Here is a 20,144-nt window from a genome sequence, read left to right on the forward strand (position 1 = left end):
TTGATGAACCAGCCCGATCCCAGATTGCCGCTGGCGACCCGTCCCGGCGAAGGGGGGCAGGGTGAGCGCCGCGCGCGGACCCGCCGGGCGCGACGGTCCCAGGCGCGATTGAAAGCTTGGCAGGAGGAAATCGCGCTGCTGGCGGCCGCCGGTGTGCTGGTGGTGTTCGTTGGTGTGGTGGGCGAGGCGCTCGCTTGGCAGGGTCACTGGGGCTGGGCCACGGCCCTGGGCCTGGGCGTCTACGCGGCCAGCCTGCTGCTGCGCGTCGCGTATCTTGCCCGGAGCCTGCCGCTTGCCTGGCGACACCGCGAGGCTTGGGGTGTGCCCGGCCTGGTTCAGGACCATCAACGCCGACTTCGGCGGGCGGGGTATCGTCGCCAGCGCCGGCTGATCCGTCTGCTCAAGCGCTACCACCACTCGGCCATGTCGGTGCCGGATGCCATGGTCGTGTTGAACGAGGAGCGGGAGATCGAGTGGCTCAACCTCGCGGCCATCGAAATGCTGGGGTTGAATCGCTTGGATATCGGTCTGCGTCTCGACAATCTCTGGCGGGCCCCCGCCTTTATCGACTGGCTGGCCAACGGCATCGAGCGCCCGCCGCTGGAAATCAGTGCCCCGGGGGACGATAGCCGGGCGCTGAGCCTGCGAATCGAGCCCTACGGCTCGGATCGCTATCTCTTGATCGGCCGCGATGTCACCGCGCTGCACCGGTTGCAGGGCGTGCGCCAGGACTTCGTCGCCAACGTCTCGCACGAGTTGCGCACCCCGCTGACCGTACTGGCCGGCTATGTCGAGACCCTGCTCGATACCGAAGATGGCCAGGACCCGCAGATGCACCGCATCCTGTCGAACATGCACCAGCAGGCCGACCGGATGCGGCGGATCGTCGAGGACCTGTTGCTCCTGTCTCGGCTGGAGACCTCGCAGCCCGACACCGAGCTGTTCGAGCCCATCAACGTGGCTCGTCTGCTCGAGCCGACCCTCAACGACGCCCGCCTGGTATCGGGCGAGGAGGGTCACGATATTCGCGATGACCTCGATAGCAATCTGACGCTGCGGGGCGTGCCGCGCGAACTGCAGTCGGCGTTTTCCAATCTGGTCTTCAACGCGGTCAAGTACACCCCCGCCGGTGGGCGTGTCGAGGTGCGCTGGGCGCGCGACGAGCGGGGGCGGGCCGTGTTCTCGGTGTGCGATTCGGGTATCGGCATCGAGGCGCGACACATTCCCCGACTCACCGAGCGGTTCTACCGCATCGATGTGGGGCGGTCGCGTTCGCGGGGCGGCACCGGGCTGGGCTTGGCGATCGTCAAGCACGTGGTTCTGCGTCACGGGGCCCGGCTCGAGATCGACAGCACGCCGGGTCAGGGCAGCTGCTTTCGCGTGATCTTCCCGGTCCGACCGACGATGCGGCCGATGCCAACGGCAGCTGGCGCCTCCCCCGATCGGGATGGGGTAGACTGACCCGAATTGCCACACAGGGGCGCGATCCAGCCGATGTCCGAGTTCTGGAACGAAAAGTACGGCCAGGTCGATTTTCTCTACGGGACGCACCCGAACGAATTTCTGTTGAGCCAGGTCTTCCGCCTGCCGTTGGGTGGCCGCGTGCTTGTCCTGGGTGATGGTGAGGGTCGAAACGGCGTCTGGCTGGCCGAGCAGGGTTTCGACGTCACCAGCATTGATTACTCCGCCGTCGGCTGCGGCAAGGCCCGGCAACTGGCCGACGAGCGTGATGTCAGTCTCGCGGTGCATTGCGCCGACCTGACCGAATGGGACTGGGGCGAAGACGGTTTCGATGCCGTGGTCCTGATCTACCTGCACTTCGAACCGCCGGCGCGACGCGAGGTCTACCGCCGGGCCGCGGCCGCCCTGCGCCCCGGTGGCCTGCTGATCGTCGAGCTTTTCCACCCGCGCCAGCTCGCCTACCAGAGCGGTGGCCCCAAGCGGGCCGACATGCTGGTGCGTGCCAGCGATCTCTCGCAGGATCTGACCGGGCTGGAGTGGCTGATTCTCGCCGAGGGCAAGGCCCTGCTCGACGAGGGGCCGGGACACCAGGGTCCGGGTTTCGTCACCCACGGGGTGGGGCGGCGCCAAGGCTGATCCCCGGACATCACCCCGAACGTGAAAAGGCCCGCAGGGATGTTTCTCTCCTGCGGGCCTTTTTGTGTGTGTCATGGTGCCGGCGGACGCGTCCGCCGGCACGGCACGGTTACACGTCGCGCAACAGCTCGTTGATGCCGACTTTGCTGCGGGTCTTTTCGTCGACCTTCTTGACGATCACGGCGCAGTACAGGCTGTACTTGCCATCCTTCGACGGCAGGTTGCCGGAAACGACCACCGAGCCGGCCGGCACGCGGCCGAAGTGGATCTCGCCGGTCTCGCGGTCGTAGATCTTGGTCGACTGGCCGATGTAGACGCCCATCGAGATCACCGAGCCTTCCTCGACGATCACGCCCTCGACCACCTCGGAGCGCGCGCCGATGAAGCAGTTGTCCTCGATGATGGTCGGGGCCGCCTGCAGCGGCTCGAGTACGCCACCGATGCCCACGCCACCGGACAGGTGCACGTTCTTGCCGATCTGGGCGCAGGAGCCGACCGTCGCCCAGGTGTCGACCATGGTGCCCTCGTCGACATAGGCGCCGATGTTGACGTAGGAGGGCATCAGTACGGTGTTCTTGGCGATGAAGCTGCCGCGGCGCGCCACGGCGTTGGGCACCACGCGCATGCCGGCGGCCTCGAAGCGTGCCTGGTCCCAGCCGGCGAACTTGGTCGGTACCTTGTCGAAGTAGTTCACGTCGCCGCCGGAGACCACCTCGTTGTTGCGCAGGCGAAACGACAGCAGCACGGCCTTTTTCAGCCATTCGTTGACCTGCCAGTCACCCACGCCGCGGCGCTCGGCCACGCGCAGCGAACCGTCGTCCAGTCCGCCCAGCGCGGTCTCGACTGCTTCGACCACGTCGGCCGAAGCGTTGCCCGGATTGATCTCGGCGCGGCGCTCGAAGGCCGATTCGATGGTGTCGCGAATGGAGTTGATGTCCATCGGATGCTCCTGAAAATGTTGGGAAAACGGATCGGCCGACCATTGTTGGCCGGCCGGGAAAAGGGATGCGTTGATGGTGCTTATTGTAACAACAGATCGTTGACGGCGTTGAGGTCGCGCGGGCGGGGTGTTCGTTGTGCAATCGGAGAGGTTTCGCACGCCGGTTTCGCGAGCGGGGTCTTATTGCGCCCGAGTGCCGGGCGCGCGAGTTCCTTTTCTTGCTTGTCCAAGAAAAGGAACCAAAAGAAGGACACCCCGGCGCCCTGGCCCTGCGGGCCTTCGAGCCCGGACGGGGTCCGGTCTCGAAGCCTCGCGACCGGCGGCTGCCTTCGGGGCCGGCTCGACGCGACCTCCCGTCGCGGCGAACCTCGGAGCGACGTCCCTGTCGCTCCGACCCCGAGTCATCCACCGGCCGCGAGGCAGGACGCAAGGGGGCTTTGGTTCCCAACCATCCGGTGGCGTGACACACATCCCCAAGGGAATTGGAGCTCTAAGGTTGCGCTCTCGGCCTAATCGAAGTGTCGAGTCCCCTTGTGCCTTGCCTCGCGGACGGGGGATTGCAGGGTCTGGCCGGCATGGATGCCGGCCAGAGGTTCGCCGCGACAGGAGGTCGCGTCGAACCGACCCGTCCGCAATCGCTCGTTCGCGAGGCTGATCGTCGCGGATATCATCCGCGACGATCAGGCCCGAAGGGCCAAGGCATTGGGGTGTCTTCTTTTCGTCGGTTTTCTTGGACAAGCAAGAAAATCGACTCGCACGCCGTGCACGGCAGTGCATCGGTGCCACCTTGGCAAACCGGCGTGCGAAACCCGGTTGAGCTTAGTCAGGGCTTGCCAAAACGAATCAGGCAAGCATCGCCCGAATCCGCTCCGCCGCCTCGACGCAGTCGTCGAGCTCGGCCACCAGCGCCATCCGCACAAACCCCGCCCCGGGGTTAACACCGTCGGCCTCGCGCGAGAGGAACCGCCCCGGCAGCACGGTGACGTTCTGCTCGGCGAACAGGCGGCGGGCGAAGTCGCGTTCGTCGCCTTCCACTCCGGCCCAGAGGTAGAACCCGGCGTCCGGGCGGCGCACGTCGATGCCGGCCACCGGCTCGAGGATATCGAGCACGGCATCGAACTTCTCGCGGTAGAAACCGCGATTGGCGCGCACGTGCTCCTCGTCGTTCCAGGCGGTGATGGAGGCCAGTTGTGTTGGCAGCGGCAGGGCGCAGCCCTGGTAGGTGCGATAGCGCAGGAAGCGCTTGAGGATGGCCGCGTCGCCGGCGACCAGCCCCGAGCGCAGGCCCGGCAGGTTGGAGCGCTTGGACAGACTGTGGAAGACGATCACGTTCTCGAAGGGCGACTCACCACCGACCTCGCTGGCGACTTCCAGCAGTCCGACCGGCGGCAGTGCTTCGTCGAAGTAGATCTCGGAATAGCACTCGTCGGCCGCGATGACCACGTCGTGGCGGCGGGCGCGGGCGAGCAGGTTGCGGTAGCGCTCGGCGTCGATCACCGCACCGCTGGGATTGCCCGGCGAGCAGACGTAGAGCAGTTGCGCGCGTTCCCAGATGGCCTCGGGGATGGCGTCGAAGTCCGGCAGGAAGTCGTTTTCCGCCAGCGTCGGGTAGTAGTAGGGCTCGGCCCCCGCCAGCAGGGCCGCCCCTTCGTAGATCTGGTAGAAGGGGTTGGGCATCAGCACCACCGGCGGCCGACCCGTGGCGCTCTCGCGGTCGACCACCGCCTGGGCGATGGCGAACAGCGCCTCGCGGGTGCCGGCGACGGGCAGGACGTTGGCCTCCGGGTCTAGGTGTCCCGGCGTCAGCGCAAAGCGTCGTGTCAGCCAGTTGGCCATCGCCTCGCGCAGGGCCGGCTCGCCCTTGGTCGCCGGGTAACGGGCGATTTCCGGCAATGACTCGCGCAGGGTGTCGAGCACGATCGCCGGTGGGGCATGGCGCGGCTCGCCGATCGACAGCGGAATGTGCTTCCGATCGGCGGGCGGCTCGGCGCCGGCCTTGAGCTCGGCGAGCTTCTCGAATGGGTAGGGATGCAGTCGGTCGAGATTGGGATTCATGCCGGGGTCATCGAGTCTGGGTGGTGACGGCGCGGGATGCGACCGGGCATTATAGGTGCCCGATCCAGTCGCTGCGAGTGGTGGCGAGAACCGAAACGGGAGCCAGTGATGTCTGATGCCGACAACCGACCTGATGTGCTGCAGCCTGAGGTCCATGGGGTCGACCACGTGAGTCTGCTGGTCAGCGATGCCCGGCTGGCGCGTGATTTTTATGTCGAAGTGTTGGGGCTTGTGGAATTGGCGCGCCCCGATCTCGGCTTTCCGGGGGCGTGGCTGTCGTTGGGCGCCGGCCAGGCGCTGCACCTGCTCGAGCTGACCAATCCCGATCCGCGCGACGGGCGGCCCGAGCACGGCGGGCGCGACCGGCATGTCGCGCTGCGGGTGAACAAAACCGCCCCGTTCGCCGATCGACTGGGCCAGCGCGACATCCCCTTCACCCGCTCGCGCTCGGGGCGTGATGCGCTCTTCTTGCGAGATCCGGACGGCAATGCCGTCGAACTGGTTGGCAACGACTGAATCCTCGTCCTGTTTAGAACGGCGCGACCACTTCGTAGGTGACCTTGGGGGCGTCCGGGTGTTCCGGGTCGGGGAAGGCCAGCCGGGCGGCGTGCAGCATCAGTCGCTCGTGCCGGTCGGCCTCGGGGTGATAGAGCGAATCGCCCTGGATGGGGCGCCCCTGGGCCAATAGGTGGACGCGCAGCTGGTGCGAGCGGCCGGTGATCGGCTCGAGGATCACGCGAATACCGTCGTCGACCGTTTCTGCCACGCGGTAACGCGTCTGCGACGGCCGCCCGCTCTCCGGGTCGATGCGATAGCGCGGCCGGCGCTCGTGGTCCTTGCCGATCGGCAGGTCGATCAGCCCCTTGGCCGGCTCCAACGGGGCGTCGATCAGTGCCTCGTAGGTCTTGTCCACGTCGCGTGCGGCGAAGGCCTTGGAGAGGAAGGAGTGGGCGCGGGCATTGCGCGCCAGCACCAGCAGCCCCGAGGTGTCCCAGTCGAGGCGGTGGACGATGCGCGCCTCGGGGAATTCGGTCTGCACCCGCGTGATCAGGCAGTCCTGCTTGTCCGGGCCGATGCCGGGCACCGACAGCATCCGTTCGGGCTTGGCCACCACCAGGAAATCGCGGCGCTCGTCGATCAGCGCCCAGTCACCCGGTGGCTGGTTGGCGGGCAGGTTGTGGTCGATCGGGCTCAAGTCATTTGTCTCCGGCGCGACCCTTGGCCGCATGGATCAGGGCGGCGGCGATCGCCTGCTGGTGCTCGCGGTCGTTGATCGGGTGACCGAACTTGTCCACGACGAAGAAGGCATCCTCGGCGCGTTCGCCCAGGGTGGCGATGCGCGCGTGCAGCAGGATGGCGCCCATGCGCCACAGGGTGTCGGAGAGATCCGCCAGCAGGCCCGGCCGGTCCTTGGTCAGGACCTGGATCATGGTGCGCGCCCGGGCGACGTCGGCAATGAATTCCACCTCGGTATCCACGTCCAGGCTGGAGAGCTGGGCCGGGGTGCGCCGGCGGGTGACCGACAGGGCGCGCTCGGGGCGATGGATCACCCCCTCGAGCCGGTCGTGCAGCGCCTCGATCGCACCAGGATCGCTGACGGCGTGCCCTTGGCGGTCGAGGACGAAGAACTCCAGCAGGATCAGTTCGGACTCGGGCAAGGGTTCGCGGTTGCCCTCGTCGTCGACGGCGTTGAGTCCGCTTTCGACCACCAGGGGCCGCGGGATCACGGTGATGTTGGCCGACTGGACGCTCAATCCCTCCCGGTCGATGCCGGCGACCACGTGGGCGAACAGCGCCGGGTGGTTCTGGGCCAGGATCAGGATCTGGGTGGCCTGGTGCTGCGGGTCGTCGTTGATGGTCAGGGCGGGCAGGTCGGCGTCGATCGCCACCTTTGAGTGGCGCAGGATGTTGCCGATCTCGTTACGCAGGAAGTACTCCTCCGGCATGCCCGACAGCCAGGCGGCGAGCTTGGCGGCGTCCATGCCTTCGCTGGAGCCCTGGCGGTTGGCGTCGCGTCGGGTCTCGCGCACGATCTGCGCCGACGAGCGCACCCCCTCGGCAAAATGCTGGTGGGTCAGCTCGAACAGGCGCCGCAGCAGGGTGTCGCGCCAGGAGTTCCACAGCTGCGGATTGGTCGCGCGGATGTCGGCCACCGTCAGCAGGTAGAGATGGTCGAGCCGTTCGGCGCTGCCGACCTGTTCGGCGAAGCGGCGGATGACCTCTGGATCCTCGATGTCCTGGCGCTGGGCGGTGAACGAGAGCAGCAGGTGCTGCTCGACCAGCCAGCCGACGAGGTCGATGTCCTCGCGTGGCAGGCCATGGGCCTGGGCGGATTCGCGGGCATCGAAGGCGCCCAGCTCGGCGTGATCCCCGCCCCGGCCCTTGGCGATGTCATGGAATAGCCCGGCCAGGTACAGCGCCTCCGGCCGCGGGATGCGTTTGAAGGCGTCCGAGGCGATCGGGTTCTCGTCGCGGTGTTTGGGCAGGGCGGGGCGGCGCAGGTTGCGGATCACCAGCAGGGTGTGGGTGTCGACCGTGTAGGCGTGGAACAGGTCGAACTGCATCAGCCCGACGATCGGGGCGAAGCTGGGGATGTAGGCGGCGAGCACGCCGGTCAGGTTCATGTTGCGCAGGGCGAGGTAGACGCCGCGCTCGGCACGCAACAGGCGCATGAACAGCTGTTTCGCGTGACGGTTGTTGCGAAAGCCGGCATCGATCACGGACAGGTTGGCGCGCAACTGCCGGGCGGTGGCGGCCGTCATGCCCTCGAGTTCCGGGTGCTCGGCGAGCAGCAGGAACAGCTCGAGGATGGCGGTGGGCGAGCGCATGAACACCTGCGCGTCACGCGTTTCGATCAGCCGGCCGCGTCGGACGAAACGCGGATTGAGACGGTGGATTGGCTCGAGGATTTCGGGGTGCAGGCGCTCGCGCCATCGCTGGATCAGGAGCTGGTTGAGGCGTTCGACCTCGATGGTGGCGCGGAAGAAGTGCTGCATGAAACGCTCGACCGCGAGGTTGCCGTCCTGAAGCCCCTCGTAGCCAAAGGCGCCGGCCAGTGTCTTCTGATGCATCAGCAGCAGGCGCTCTTCGGCCCGCTCGGCCAGGCCGTGCAGGCCGATGCGGATGCGAAACAGCAGGGATTCGGCATGCTCGAGTGTCCGGTACTCGTCATCGCGCAGCAGCTCGCCGCGGTGCATCGCGGCGAGGCTGGGGGCGCCGTCGATGCGATTGGCCAGCCAGCGGATGGTATGCAGATCGCGCAGGCCGCCCGGTCCTTCCTTGATATGCGGTTCGATCTTGGTGCCGACGTTGTCGTGCGACTTGTAGCGAGCCTGCTGCTCGTCGATCTTGGCGGCGAAGAGCCAGGCCGGCTCGAAGGCATCGTCGTCGCGGATGGCGGCGTCCAGCCGTGTCAGCAGGCTCTCGTCGCCGGCGATCAGACGCATTTCGATCAGGCTGGTGTAGACGGTCGGATCGCTGGCCGCCTCCAGGCATTCCTCGACGCTGCGCACCGCGTAACCGATCGACAGGCCGGTGTCCCAGAGGGTGTAGAGGAACGCCTGCACCGCCTCGTCATGGGCGTGATCCGCGGTGAGCACCATGATGTCGATGTCCGAGTGGACGAACATCTCGCCGCGACCGTAGCCGCCGACCGCGACCAGGGCGCAGGGGGTGTGGGCGAGCTTGTCCTGCCACAGGGTCCGCAGGGCGCTGTCGACGCGCGCAGTGACCTCCCGGATGAAGCCCCGGGCCGTGGCCTCGTTGGCCAACGCGTCGGCCCAGTGGGCATTGAGCGTGTCCAACTGGCGGGCCAGCGGCCGGTCTGTCGGGAAGGTGGTCTGGTCGGCGAATCGGTCGTCGGGGGCCGGTTGCATGCGATCAGGCGGGCGGCTTGCTGAGGATGTCAAACCCGTTGTCGGTCACGGCGATGGTGTGCTCCCACTGCGCCGACAGCGAATGGTCCTTGGTGACCACCGTCCAGCCGTCGCCCAGCAGTTTGATCTCCTTCTTGCCGGCGTTGATCATCGGCTCGATGGTGAAGACCATGCCTTCCTTGAGACGCACGCCCTCACCCGGGTTGCCGTAGTGGACCACCTGCGGGTCTTCGTGGAAGTTGCGTCCAATACCGTGGCCGCAATACTCGCGCACCACGGAAAAGCCGCTGGACTCGGCATGCGTCTGGATGGCGTGGCCGATGTCACCGAGGGTGGCGTCGGGGCGGACCGCCTCGATGCCCTTCATCATCGCCTCATGGGTGACGTCGATCAGCCGCTGGGCGCGCACCGAGGGCTTGCCGACGGTGTACATCGCCGAGGTGTCGCCGTACCAACCATCCTTGATCACGGTGACGTCGATGTTGAGGGTGTCGCCCTCGCGCAGGGCCTTGTCGCCGGGAATGCCGTGGCAGACCTGGTGGTTGAGCGAGGTGCAGATCGAGGCCGGGAAGCCGTGATAGCCGAGCGTGGCCGGCGTGCCGCCCTGAACCTCGGTGATGTGGCGGTGGGCGATCTCGTTGAGCTCGCCGGTGGTCACGCCAGCCTTCACGTGCTCGCGCAGCAGCACCAGTATCTCGGCGGCCAGCTGGCTGGCGATGCGGATCTTCTCGATTTCCTCGGGGGTCTTGATGGAGATGTTCATGACCTGGAAACGGGCTCCCCTTGATATTACCGGATGGCCTGCGTGCCTGCCGCGACGTAAGCACGCGCGCAAAGACGGTCAGTGTAACGAAAAACGCCCCGGCTCGCGGGGCGTCGGGGTGCGTCGGTCGAGGGGCCTCAGGCCGACTCGAGCAGCCGGTCGAGGGTGCGCTCGACCCGGTCGACGTCGAATACGCCGATCTTCTGGAACTCGATGCGTCCCTGGGCATCGAGGATGAAGGTCGTCGGGGTGACCCGCACCGGCCCGAAGACTTCGGCGCCGCGACCATCCTGGTCCTGCCAGATGGTGTAGGTCATGTCGCGCTCCTCGACCATCTTGTTGATCTGATCGAGTGGGTCGTAACTCATCGCCAGCCCCACGACGTTCACGCCGCGGTCGGCATATTTGTCGTGCAGTGCCTGGATGTGCGGGATTTCCTTGACGCAGCCGGGGCAGGTGGTCGCCCAGAAGGTGATCAGGGTCGGTTTGCCCTTGATCGATGCCAGGTCCACCGGCTCGCCATTACGGTCCTGCACGGTCACGCCCTCGAGCGGCAGGCCGCTGTCCGACAGGCAGCCGCCGAGCCCCAGGGTGAGTAGCGCCCCCGCGCCCCCCAGGAGCAGGCGACGACGGGTGATGTCGTGGGCGGGCTCCACGGCGGTGTCCGTCTGGCGGTGAATATCGATACGTGGCGTCATGTCGAACCCTCAAGTGGGAAGCTCTGGTCGAATAGGAATGCGGCCTGACTGGCCCAACTGGCCCGGGCGGCATTCCTGTTCGATCAACGCGTCCTTGGGTGCTTGGCGTCCGGTGCGCGGCCAGCAAAATGGACCGGCCCGAGGCCGCAAAGTTTCCGCGGGACGGCGGCTGGCGTCAACGTTCGGTGATCGCCTGTTCCAGCATGGCAGCGGTCATCACGCCCAGGGTGCGGGCCTGCGCCGAGCCGAGCATGCGTCGCGCGACCAGTACGCCGACGTCTTCCTCGCGCATTACTCGTTGGGCCTGGGTCAGGGTGTAGCCGACCTCGACGTCAGCGGCCCGGTAGAAACCGCTGATCTCCGTTGGGTCAAAGCGGACTTCCTCGCGCACCTGGTGGGCCAATGCTTCCATGTCGATGCCGATGCCGATGCCGATGCCGATGCCGTTGCCGGCGTCTTCGTCGCCCGTCTCGATCGTGTCGGCGGTCTCGTGTTCGATGCCGCCCTCGGCCGTGTTGGCGGGGCGGTGGGTGGACGCGTCCTCCGCGGCGTCCGGGTTTTCCGCCGATGCCTGGTTGGCTTGCGCGTCGGCGTCAGCCTCGCGAGCGGCCTGCTCGGCACGCGCCTGGGCATCGAACAGCGCCTGGTTGAAGATCTGGTCGAAGGCCGCCCGGGCCGGGGCATAGCGGATCACGCCGGTCGCCTGGCGGTTCTCGTCGCGGATGACCAGCCAGGCCGGCTTTTCCTCGAGCGCCTGTTCGAAGCGGGCGAGGTTGCAGGGGCAGCTCACCTCGGCGACGCGTCGCTCGATAATGCTTGAGACGCCGATGTTGTCGCCGTTGAACCACAGCGACGGTCCCGGCATCTGCTGGTCGTTGGCGCGCAGGATCGCGTCGTAGAGACCGGATTTGCCGAACACCATGCGACTGACCAGTCCCGAGACGACGATGGTGATCATGGCGGGAAGGATCGCGCCGGTGTCGCTGGTCAGCTCCAGCACCGCGGCCAGCGCGGCCAGTGGCGCCTGGAGCGTGGCGCCCATCATCGCGCCCATCCCTAGCACCGTGTAGAAGGCGACGTCGTTCAGCGGGATCTGGTCGAGCCGGTAGAGCAGGCTGCCGAGCGTGCCACCCACCACGGCGCCGGTGACCAGCACCGGGGCGATGGTACCGATCGGCAGCCCTAGCCCGACGGTGACACTGGCCAGCAGCCACTTGGTCACGGCGATGATCAGCAGCGCGCCCAGGGTCAGTTCGGCGGCGGCGACCAGGTCCGTGGTGTCGTGGCCGATGCCGAGGACTTCCGGCACCCAGAAGCCGATGATGCCGGTGGCCACGCCGGCGGCGGTGAAGCGCGCCCAGACCGGCCAGTTCCAGCTGCGGGCGATGGTGCTCTCGACGATCTGGATGTAGCCGGCGGCCATCGCGCCGATGATCAGGCCCAGCGCCAGCAGCGTGGGCACCTCCCAGAACGACATCTGGTGATGGATCTCGATGGTGAACAGCGTCTCCGGCCCGAACACGGTCGTGGCCAGGAGCGCACCCATCGAGGAGGCGAGGATCACCGGCAGGAAGCTCGCCAGCGTGTACTGCTTGATCACCACCTCGAGGGCGAAGATCACGCCGGCCAGTGGGGTATTGAAGGCCGCGGAGATCGCCGCGGCCACACCGCAGCCGGACAGGGTGCGCACGCTGTTGTTGGGCAGACCGAGGCTGTGCCCCAACAGGCTGCCGGAGAAGGCGCCCAGGTGGATGCCGGGGCCTTCTCGCCCGCCCGAGAGGCCGATCAACAGGCCCCACACACCGGCGACGAACTGCACCACGGCATTCTGCCAGGGCATGTAGCCACCAAAGCGGTGAAACCGGATGATGACGTGGCCGACGCCGACGTTGCGCATGCCGAACGGCAGCAGATGGAAGGCAAGCCCCAGCACCAGCGCGCCGAGGATCGGCAGCAGCAGTCGCCACTCGGCGGGCAGGGATTCGTAGCGCTCCGCGCCCGGCAGTCCCAGGCCGTAGACCTGCAGTCCCTCGAGTGCCAGGCGGAAGGCCACCACCAGCAGCGCGGCGAGCAACCCGGAGATCAGGCCGAGCAGGGTGACCTGCAACAGGGCATCGGGTTGTGCCAGGCGCAGTCGCAGACGCTCGATGAACCGGTTCAGCCGGCGGCCGAGCCAGTCCTGGGTGCGGGCGAGCAAAGCGGTCACGGGCCGGGCCTCCCGGGGGAAGATGAGGTCGGTGGTTGGGCGAGCGGATGGCCCGCCGCATGGTCGCTGCTAATATGCCACGATTGCCAAGCCGATTCGAACGCCTGTTGCCCCAAGGGCGGGGCCGAACCGGCCGTATCCAAGCACGAGGAGTCGAGCGAAGACATGAAGAAGATCGGAATCGTCGGTGGCACCGGGTATACCGGCGTCGAGTTGATGCGCCTGCTGGCCCACCACCCCGAGGTTGAGGTGGTGGCCATGACGTCGCGCGGCGAGGCCGGTCGGCGTGTGGATGACCTTTACCCCAGTCTGCGCGGGCATACCGACCTGGTGTTCAGCGCGCAGGGTGAGGCCGATCTGGCCGGTTGTGATCTCGTGTTCTTCGCCACGCCCAACGGTATCGCGATGCAAGAGGCGCCGGCCTTGCTCGAGCAAGGCGTGCGGGTGGTCGATCTGGCCGCCGACTACCGCATCAAGGACCTCGATGTCTGGTCGCAGTGGTACGGCATGAAGCACGCCTCGCCGGAATGGGTCGATCAGGCCGTCTACGGGCTCCCCGAGCTCTACCGCGACGAGATCCGCGGTGCGCAGCTGGTTGCCAACCCCGGTTGCCATGTCACCGCGACGACCCTCGCCGTGCTGCCGCTGATGGGGCTGGACTGGGTCGATCACGGCCAGATCGTCGCGGATACCAAGTCGGGCGCCAGCGGCGCTGGCCGCTCGGCCGCCGTGCACACGTTGATGGCCGAGGCGGGCGAGAGCGTGCGCACCTACGCCGCCGCCGGTCATCGCCACCAGCCGGAGATTCGCCAGACGCTGGCCACCATCGCCGAGCGCGAGATCGGCCTGACCTTCGTGCCGCACCTGGTGCCGATGGTCCGGGGGATCGAGTCGACCGTGTACCTGCCGTTGCGTGGCGAACCGGCCGACAACGTGCAGCGACTCTACGAGCGCTATTACGCCGAGGAACCGTTCGTCGACGTGATGCCGCCGAACAGCCACCCGGAGACCCGCAGCGTGCGCGGCAACAATATCTGCCGCATGGCCGTGCACCGGCCGCTCGACGGGCCGATGCTGGTGGTCTCCAGCGTGATCGACAACCTGGTCAAGGGCGCGGCCGGGCAGGCGGTGCAGAACATGAACCTGATGCTGGGCTGTGATGAATCGGCGGGGCTCGATCTGGTCGCGCTGTCGCCCTAGGGAACCTCTGCACGATTCGATGGCGCCTCTGGCTGGCGGGGTTGTTCGCAATCAAGGCGCCGTGCCGAAGGCGGGCTCATTGCCCGGCGAGGGGCGGCAACGCCGAGTGCGGGCAACCCCGCCAGCCCCTTCGGGCGAGCCGCCAAGGACCCATTTGCGGCGTCGCGAAGTCCGTCCCTGGACCTCGCCCTTCGGGCCGGCTTGCGCCGGCCGGATCGGCGTCGTGCCGATCCGGTTCACTCCTTGTGAAGGACCCTGCCATTCACGGCGGACTGCGCCTTGCAACTGGGCCCTTGGCGGTCCCGCAGAGGCACTATCGAATCGTGCAGAGATTCCCTAGTGCCGGCTCGCCTGCATTCGCCAATGGTCTGATAGACTGTGAGTTTGCTGCTCGGCAAGGGTGTTTTTCCGCCGAGCAGACGCGCAATCGATTGAGGTGAATGCGATGGTTGACGCAACCGACACACCGGTGGCCGAGCCGGCTACCGAGGCCACGCCGCTGGTCTTTACCGAGAACGCGGCGAACAAGGTCCAGTCACTGATCGAGGAAGAGGGCAACCCGGAGCTCAAGCTGCGCGTGTTCATCACGGGAGGTGGCTGCTCGGGCTTCCAGTACGGGTTCATGTTCGAGGAAGAGGTGCAGCCGGATGACACAGCGGTGGAACGCTCGGGGGTCACCCTGCTGGTCGACCCGATGAGCATCCAGTACCTCGAGGGCGCCGAGATCGATTACAAGGAAGATGTCTCCGGCGCACAGTTCGTGATCCGCAATCCCAATGCCGCGACCACCTGCGGCTGCGGTTCCTCTTTCTCGGTCTGATTTCGTAGAGGGCAAGACGCGGGCATTGCCCGCGTCTTGCGTTTGTCAGGGTTATTACAAGGCGTTGTCGATGGATTTCGTACCGGGTTTGCAGGGTGTGCCGGCGGCGCAGTCTGCCATTTCGTATCTGGATGGTCGGGCCGGGCTGCTGACCTACCGTGGTTATCGCATCGTGGATCTGGCGCGCCAGAGCACGTTCGAGGAAAGCGCGTGGGTGCTGATCCACGGTGATCTGCCCACGGCACTCGAGCTCGCGGAGTTCGATGCCGAGCTGCGTCGTAACCGGCGCGTGAAGTACAACGTGCGCGACATCATGAAGTTTCTGCCCATCGACGGGCACCCCATGGAGGCGCTGCAGACCTGTGTGGCCAGTCTGGGCATGTTCTACCCGGGGCAGGAGCGCATGACGGCCAACGGCGTGAATGCCGACAGCGAGTTCGTCGAACAGATGATCGTCAAGATCCTGTCGAGCATGTCCACGCTGGTGGCCATGTGGGAGCACATCCGCAAGGGTGACGACCCGGTCGCGCCGCGTGCCGACCTCTCCTACGCGGAGAATTTCCTGTACATGATGACCGAGCGCGAGCCCGATCCGATCGAGGCGCGCATCATGGACGCCTGCCTGATCCTGCATGCCGAGCACACGCTCAATGCCTCGACCTTCGCGTCACTGGTCTGCGGTTCGACGCTTGCCCCGCCGAACCTGGTGGTCGCCTCGGCCATCGGCACCCTGGCGGGGCCGCTGCACGGCGGGGCCAACCAGCGCGTGCTGGCGATGTTGGATGAGATCGGCTCGGTCGAGAACGTCACGCCCTGGTTGGAACAGCGGTTGGCCAACAAGGAGGTGATCTGGGGCTTTGGTCACCGTGAGTACAAGGTCAAGGACCCGCGCGCCGACATTCTGCAGGGGTTGCTCGAGCAACTGCGCGAGCATCGTGGTGGCCAGCTCTCGCCGCTCTACGAGATTGCCCGTGAGCTCGAGACCCAGGCGGCCGAGCACTTGGCCGGCAAGGGCGTCTACCCGAATGTCGATTTCTATTCCGGACTGCTGTACGCCGAGCTCGGCATCCCGCGCGACCAGTTCACGCCGATCTTCGCCATCTCGCGCACGGCGGGCTGGCTAGCGCACTGGAAGGAGCAGATCGCGAACAACCGCATCTATCGTCCCACCCAGGTGTACGTCGGCGAAAGCCCGCGCGACTACCGCCCGATCGGCGCCCGCTGATCGATCTCGCCTGAGGGTGGCGGTACTCGGTCGACTCAGGCCGGGTAGATGCCGCCCAGCAAGCGCGGCCCGGCGGCGCCCGTCACGCTGGGCGCATTGCCCGGCTGACCGTTGAGCAGCTGGCGGGCGAGCCACGCAAACGCGGCCCCTTCCACGCATTCCGGCGCCAGGCCGAGTGCCGCGCTGCTCTCCACCGGCGCGGCCAGCCGCTCGCCCAATCGCTCGACCAGTCGTCCGTTGTACGCCCCGCCGCCACAGAGCGTGATTGGCATGCCGGAGCGCTCGGCCTGCCAGGGTGACAGTGCCCGGGCAATGCTCTCGACCGTCAGTTCAAGCAGGGTGGCCTGAACGTCCTCGGCCGGGAGCGTCTCGATCCACTTCCCGCCCAACCGTTTAAGCCAGTCGAGATTGAAGTGTTCCGGCCCGGTGGATTTCGGCGCGGGTGCCGCGAAGAACGGCTCGGTCAGCAGTTGGTCGAGCAACGCCGGGTGCGCCGTTCCGCTGGCCGCCCATTGGCCGTCTCGGTCGAATGGCCCCTGCCGATGGTGGCTGTGCCACGCGTCCATCAGGGTGTTGGCCGGGCCGGTATCCAGGCCGACGGGGTCGCGGCCGGGTTGGAGTATCGACACATTGGCGATGCCGCCGAGGTTGATCACGATCCGGCCCTCGGGCCCGGGCGGGAACAGCGCGGCGTGCGCCGGGGGGGCCAGGGGCGCCCCTTGGCCGCCGGCGGCCAGGTCGCGCCGACGGAAGTCGGCGGCTACGGTGATGCCGGTCAGCTCGGCGATGCGGCTGGGGTCGCCCAGTTGCAGGGTGAAGGCTGCTTCCTGCCAGTCGGGACGATGACGAACCGTCTGGCCGTGCGATCCGATCGCGCGAATCGCCTGGTTCGTTAGCCCCGCCTTTTCCAATAACCGGTTCACGCCCGAGGCCGTCGTCTCGGCGAGTTGGCGATCGGCCATGCCGAACAGGTCGATGGCGTCGACCGCGGGGGGCGGCGGCGCATCGTCCGTCTCGTTTCCGTTGGTGCGAGCCAATCGTCTCAACAGGGCGGTCAGGCCCGCGTCGAGCGGCTCTTGGCGGTGGGCAATCAAGCGGGGTTGTGGTTTGGAGAAATCGCAGAGGCACAAATCGAGTGCATCGATGCTGGTGCCCGTCATGGCCCCGATGAACAGCTCGGCGTTGTCATCGGGGTATTTTGGGTGCGGGTCAGTCGTCACGTGATGCGCGGGAGACACGCTCGTTGCGCGCGAGATGAACCGGCTGCTCGCCTTCCACGTCGATCTCGATGCGAGCCAACTCCTCGAGCGAGCCGCGTGTCCGGGCGATGAAATCCTTGCGGTCCTCCGAGGCGATCGGGTTCGCTTCCGGCAGGTCGACCTTGAGCGGGTCGAGCGCCTTGCCGTGGACCTTGAATTCGTAGTGGAGATGCGGTCCCGTGGCGCCGCCGGTCATGCCCACAAAGCCGATGGTCGAGCCCTTGTCGATGCGTGCGCCGCGCTTGAGGTTGGCCTTGAAGCCGGACAGGTGCGCATAGAGCGTTTCGTGCTTGGCGTCGTGCCGCACCTGGATCACCTTGCCGTAGCCGTGCTTCCAGCCGACAAAAGTTACCTGGCCCGAGGCGGCGGACTTGACCGGCGTGCCGGTCGGCGCGGCGAGGTCGACGCCGTTGTGCGGGCGGACGGTGTTGTGAATCGGGTGCAATCGCTTGGGGTTGAAGTTCGAGCTGATGCGGGAGAACTCCACCGGGTAGCGCAAAAAGCCGCGCTCGAGACTGCTGCCATCGGGCTCGTAGTAGCCGCTCGTGCCGTTGGGCGAAGTGTAGCGCAAGGCCTGCGACCGCTCGCCACGATTGACGAACTCGGCGGCCACGAGTTGGCCGGTTCCGAGGCGCTCACCGTGGCGCTCGCGCACCTCGTAGATCAGGCGAAACTGGTCGCCATCCCGCACGTCGCGAAGGAAATCCACCTTCCAGCCGAACACCTCGGCCAACTGCATGATCTGTGCCGGGGGAACGCCCGTGGCAATCGCGGACTGGTAGAGCGAACCCTTGATCTTCCCACCGGCCGAGACCAAGCGGGTCTCGCTGGGTAGGTCGGTGATTTCGGCCACGAGTTGGTCGCCGTCTTTGCGGAAGATGGAAAGTTCGCTCTCGCTGCTGAGGTCGTATTTGAGTCCGGCGAACTGCTCGGCGTCGTCCATCATCAGTACGAGCTTGTCGCCCGGGCGGATGCGTTCCAGGCGGCGGGCCTCGTCACCGAGGTCGAGCACCTTGAGCACGTCGCTGTAGCCGAGACCGGCCTTCTCGAAGATGGTCGAAAGCGTGTCCCCCGAATCAACCGTGATGGTGGTTTCCTCGAGCGAGGAGGATACGCTTTCCGCCTCGCCCTCCGCCGGATCGACGCCCCCCTGGCGGCCGACCGCGGCCCGATTGGTCTCCGGTGTCTCAATGGCCTTCAGGGCTTCTTTCTGGCCGGGGATGTGAAAGTTAGGCCGGCTGCCCAGGCTCACCGATCGGGCGAAGGCCGATGATTGGTTGCCGGTGGTGGCCGACGTGTCGATCGAGACCGAGTCCGATCCCGACCCCGCGTCGCGCGCTTTATTGTCGGGGGCGTCGATGGCTTCCAGTGACAGCGGGATTTCGTTGCGGTCACTGGGCTTGGAGGCGGGGGCCGGCGTGTCGTCTTGGCTGCCTTGGTCGGGCAGGGCTTGCCAGACCACCGCACCGAGCGCGAACGCGCCGAGGCCAACCAGGAGGGCGCGCCGTATGAGGCGAGAGGGCCTGCGTCTGGGCTTGAATAGAGGGCGTTGTTGCATGGATATAAAAACCTGGCAGAAAAATATGGTGTAAACCCGGTAACATAACCGCCTTTCTGCAGCCATTCAACGTAATTTTTGGAAGGGTGAACCGTGTCTCAGGAGCAAGCGCAGATGCTGGCGGAGTTGTGTCGGGGAACCGACGAGGTGCTGGTCCGCGAGGAACTGGTCGAAAGGCTGGCCGAAGGGCGGCCGTTGCGGATCAAGGCCGGCTTTGATCCGACCGCGCCCGATCTGCACCTCGGTCACACGGTGTTGATCAACAAGCTACGCCAATTTCAGGAGCGTGGCCACGAGGTCGTCTTCCTGATCGGCGATTTCACCGGCATGATCGGCGACCCGACCGGCAAGAATGCCACGCGCCCGACCCTGACGCCCGAAGCGGTGCGCGAGAATGCGCGTAGCTATGAGCGCCAGATTTTCCGCATCCTCGATCCGGAAAAGACGCGCATCGTCTTCAATTCCGAGTGGATGGGGCAGAAGAGCGCCGTCGATCTGATCCAGCTGGCCAGTCGCTACACCGTGGCACGCATGCTGGAGCGCGACGACTTTTCCAAGCGCTACCGGGAGAACCGGTCGATCGCCGTCCACGAATTCCTGTATCCGCTGGTTCAGGGCTATGACTCGGTGGAGTTGGAGGCGGATGTCGAGTTGGGTGGCACCGATCAGAAGTTCAATCTGCTGGTGGGAAGGGAGCTGCAGAAACAATACGGTCAGAAGCCTCAGGTCGTCATGACCGTGCCGATCCTCGAGGGACTCGACGGGGTCAACAAGATGTCGAAGTCCCTAGGCAACTACATCGGTATCGAAGAGCCCGCCGACGAGCAGTTCGGCAAGTTGATGTCGATTTCCGATGATCTGATGTGGCGCTACTTCGAATTGCTCTCGTTCCGGCCCCTTGAAGAGATCGCGCGCCTGCGTGAGGAGATCGACGGCGGGCGCAACCCGCGCGACATCAAGTTCGAACTCGCCATCGAGCTCGTGGACCGGTTCCACGGCCGGGGGGCGGGTGAGAAGGCACGCGAGGCGTTCATCGCGCGTTTCCAGAAAAAGCAGCTGCCCGATGACATGCCCGAGGTGCATCTTGAGGAAGGGGTGGTCATCGTGGAGGCACTCAACCGAGCCGGATTGATCCAGTCGAACTCCGAGGGCTTTCGTCATATCAAGGCCGGCGCGGTGAAGCTTGGTGGCGAGCCGGTCAAGGATCGGGCGCTCGTTCTGCCCGTTGGCGAATCGATCATCCAGGTGGGCAAGCGGCGCCTGGCAAAAATCATCGTCGCGAAGGGTTGACGCCCTCGGCAAAGCGCGTAAGATGCGCTCCTCCTTACGGGGCACAGGCCACGCCAACGCCCCGAAAGACGGCCCCGAAGAGTGAAAGAAAAAGCACTTGACGGGCGCTGCAGCGAGTGTAGAATCCTCGCTCCTCTCGACGGAAACGCCGCCGAGAG

General features: G+C 66.3%; 16 protein-coding genes. 7 read left to right on the top strand and 9 right to left on the bottom strand.

Going from position 1 to position 20,144, the window contains the following annotated elements:
• Positions 1–3: 3 nt before the first annotated feature.
• Positions 4–1,461: a phosphate regulon sensor histidine kinase PhoR gene (phoR, locus tag ABGV18_RS09940; protein WP_396585893.1), complete on the top strand. Its 1,458-nt coding sequence runs from the start codon at positions 4–6 to the stop codon at positions 1,459–1,461.
• Between the two features lie 33 nt (positions 1,462–1,494).
• A complete protein-coding gene (locus tag ABGV18_RS09945) occupies positions 1,495–2,097 on the top strand; it encodes a methyltransferase domain-containing protein (protein ID WP_396585894.1) in 603 nt (200 codons plus the stop codon).
• A gap of 109 nt (positions 2,098–2,206) precedes the next feature.
• Here ABGV18_RS09945 and dapD read toward each other — a convergent pair whose 3' ends face one another.
• Together dapD and dapC are read right to left on the bottom strand one after the other, a co-directional pair.
• Positions 2,207–3,031, bottom strand: a complete 825-nt coding sequence (gene dapD, locus ABGV18_RS09950) for a 2,3,4,5-tetrahydropyridine-2,6-dicarboxylate N-succinyltransferase (RefSeq protein ID WP_396585906.1) — start codon at positions 3,029–3,031, stop codon at positions 2,207–2,209.
• 849 nt (positions 3,032–3,880) lie between these two features.
• Entirely contained in the window at positions 3,881–5,092 is a 1,212-nt protein-coding gene (gene dapC / locus ABGV18_RS09955; RefSeq protein WP_396585895.1) for a succinyldiaminopimelate transaminase, read from the bottom strand.
• Positions 5,093–5,200: 108 nt separating this feature from the next.
• On the opposite strand from dapC, the gene ABGV18_RS09960 reads away from it, so the two are divergent.
• On the top strand, positions 5,201–5,608 hold the full coding sequence (locus tag ABGV18_RS09960) for a VOC family protein (RefSeq protein WP_396585896.1): 408 nt from the start codon (positions 5,201–5,203) through the stop codon (positions 5,606–5,608).
• A gap of 13 nt (positions 5,609–5,621) precedes the next feature.
• On the opposite strand, the gene ABGV18_RS09965 is transcribed toward ABGV18_RS09960, so the two are convergent.
• From ABGV18_RS09965 to ABGV18_RS09985, 5 genes are all read right to left on the bottom strand, one after another.
• Positions 5,622–6,287 (bottom strand): pseudouridine synthase, encoded by a 666-nt coding sequence (locus tag ABGV18_RS09965; RefSeq protein WP_396585897.1) that lies wholly within the window; start codon positions 6,285–6,287, stop codon positions 5,622–5,624.
• A 1-nt stretch (position 6,288) separates the two neighbouring features.
• Positions 6,289–8,967, bottom strand: a complete 2,679-nt coding sequence (glnD, locus tag ABGV18_RS09970) for a [protein-PII] uridylyltransferase (protein ID WP_396585898.1) — start codon at positions 8,965–8,967, stop codon at positions 6,289–6,291.
• Between the two features lie 4 nt (positions 8,968–8,971).
• Positions 8,972–9,730 carry a type I methionyl aminopeptidase gene (gene map, locus ABGV18_RS09975; protein WP_396585899.1) on the bottom strand — a complete coding sequence of 253 codons (759 nt, stop codon included), beginning with the start codon at positions 9,728–9,730 and terminating at the stop codon, positions 8,972–8,974.
• Between the two features lie 137 nt (positions 9,731–9,867).
• Positions 9,868–10,428: a redoxin domain-containing protein gene (locus ABGV18_RS09980; protein ID WP_396585900.1), complete on the bottom strand. Its 561-nt coding sequence runs from the start codon at positions 10,426–10,428 to the stop codon at positions 9,868–9,870.
• A 175-nt stretch (positions 10,429–10,603) separates the two neighbouring features.
• Positions 10,604–12,634, bottom strand: coding sequence for a chloride channel protein (locus ABGV18_RS09985; protein WP_396585901.1), 2,031 nt, complete (start codon positions 12,632–12,634; stop codon positions 10,604–10,606).
• A gap of 165 nt (positions 12,635–12,799) precedes the next feature.
• Here ABGV18_RS09985 and argC point away from each other — a divergent pair, with 165 nt between their 5' ends.
• From argC to ABGV18_RS10000, 3 genes are all read left to right on the top strand, one after another.
• The gene (gene argC / locus ABGV18_RS09990) at positions 12,800–13,834 is read left to right on the top strand and encodes an N-acetyl-gamma-glutamyl-phosphate reductase (RefSeq protein ID WP_396585902.1); all 1,035 of its coding nucleotides are present in this window, start codon (positions 12,800–12,802) and stop codon (positions 13,832–13,834) included.
• Positions 13,835–14,279: 445 nt separating this feature from the next.
• Positions 14,280–14,654 carry an iron-sulfur cluster insertion protein ErpA gene (erpA, locus tag ABGV18_RS09995; protein ID WP_396580909.1) on the top strand — a complete coding sequence of 125 codons (375 nt, stop codon included), beginning with the start codon at positions 14,280–14,282 and terminating at the stop codon, positions 14,652–14,654.
• A 70-nt stretch (positions 14,655–14,724) separates the two neighbouring features.
• Positions 14,725–15,879 carry a citrate synthase gene (locus ABGV18_RS10000; RefSeq protein ID WP_396585903.1) on the top strand — a complete coding sequence of 385 codons (1,155 nt, stop codon included), beginning with the start codon at positions 14,725–14,727 and terminating at the stop codon, positions 15,877–15,879.
• A 35-nt stretch (positions 15,880–15,914) separates the two neighbouring features.
• Here the strand turns inward: ABGV18_RS10000 and ABGV18_RS10005 are convergent, their stop codons facing one another.
• Both ABGV18_RS10005 and ABGV18_RS10010 read right to left on the bottom strand, forming a co-directional pair.
• The gene (locus ABGV18_RS10005) at positions 15,915–17,099 is read right to left on the bottom strand and encodes an anhydro-N-acetylmuramic acid kinase (protein ID WP_396585904.1); all 1,185 of its coding nucleotides are present in this window, start codon (positions 17,097–17,099) and stop codon (positions 15,915–15,917) included.
• Positions 17,089–18,600: a peptidoglycan DD-metalloendopeptidase family protein gene (locus ABGV18_RS10010; RefSeq protein WP_396585905.1), complete on the bottom strand. Its 1,512-nt coding sequence runs from the start codon at positions 18,598–18,600 to the stop codon at positions 17,089–17,091. Before ABGV18_RS10010 ends, ABGV18_RS10005 begins: the two co-directional genes overlap by 11 nt.
• Positions 18,601–18,810: 210 nt before the next feature.
• Here ABGV18_RS10010 and tyrS point away from each other — a divergent pair, with 210 nt between their 5' ends.
• Entirely contained in the window at positions 18,811–19,986 is a 1,176-nt protein-coding gene (tyrS, locus tag ABGV18_RS10015; protein WP_396585907.1) for a tyrosine--tRNA ligase, read from the top strand.
• Positions 19,987–20,144 lie beyond the last annotated feature (158 nt).

Source organism: Guyparkeria halopsychrophila (assembly GCF_044582135.1).
Taxonomy (GTDB): Bacteria; Pseudomonadota; Gammaproteobacteria; order Halothiobacillales; family Halothiobacillaceae; genus Guyparkeria.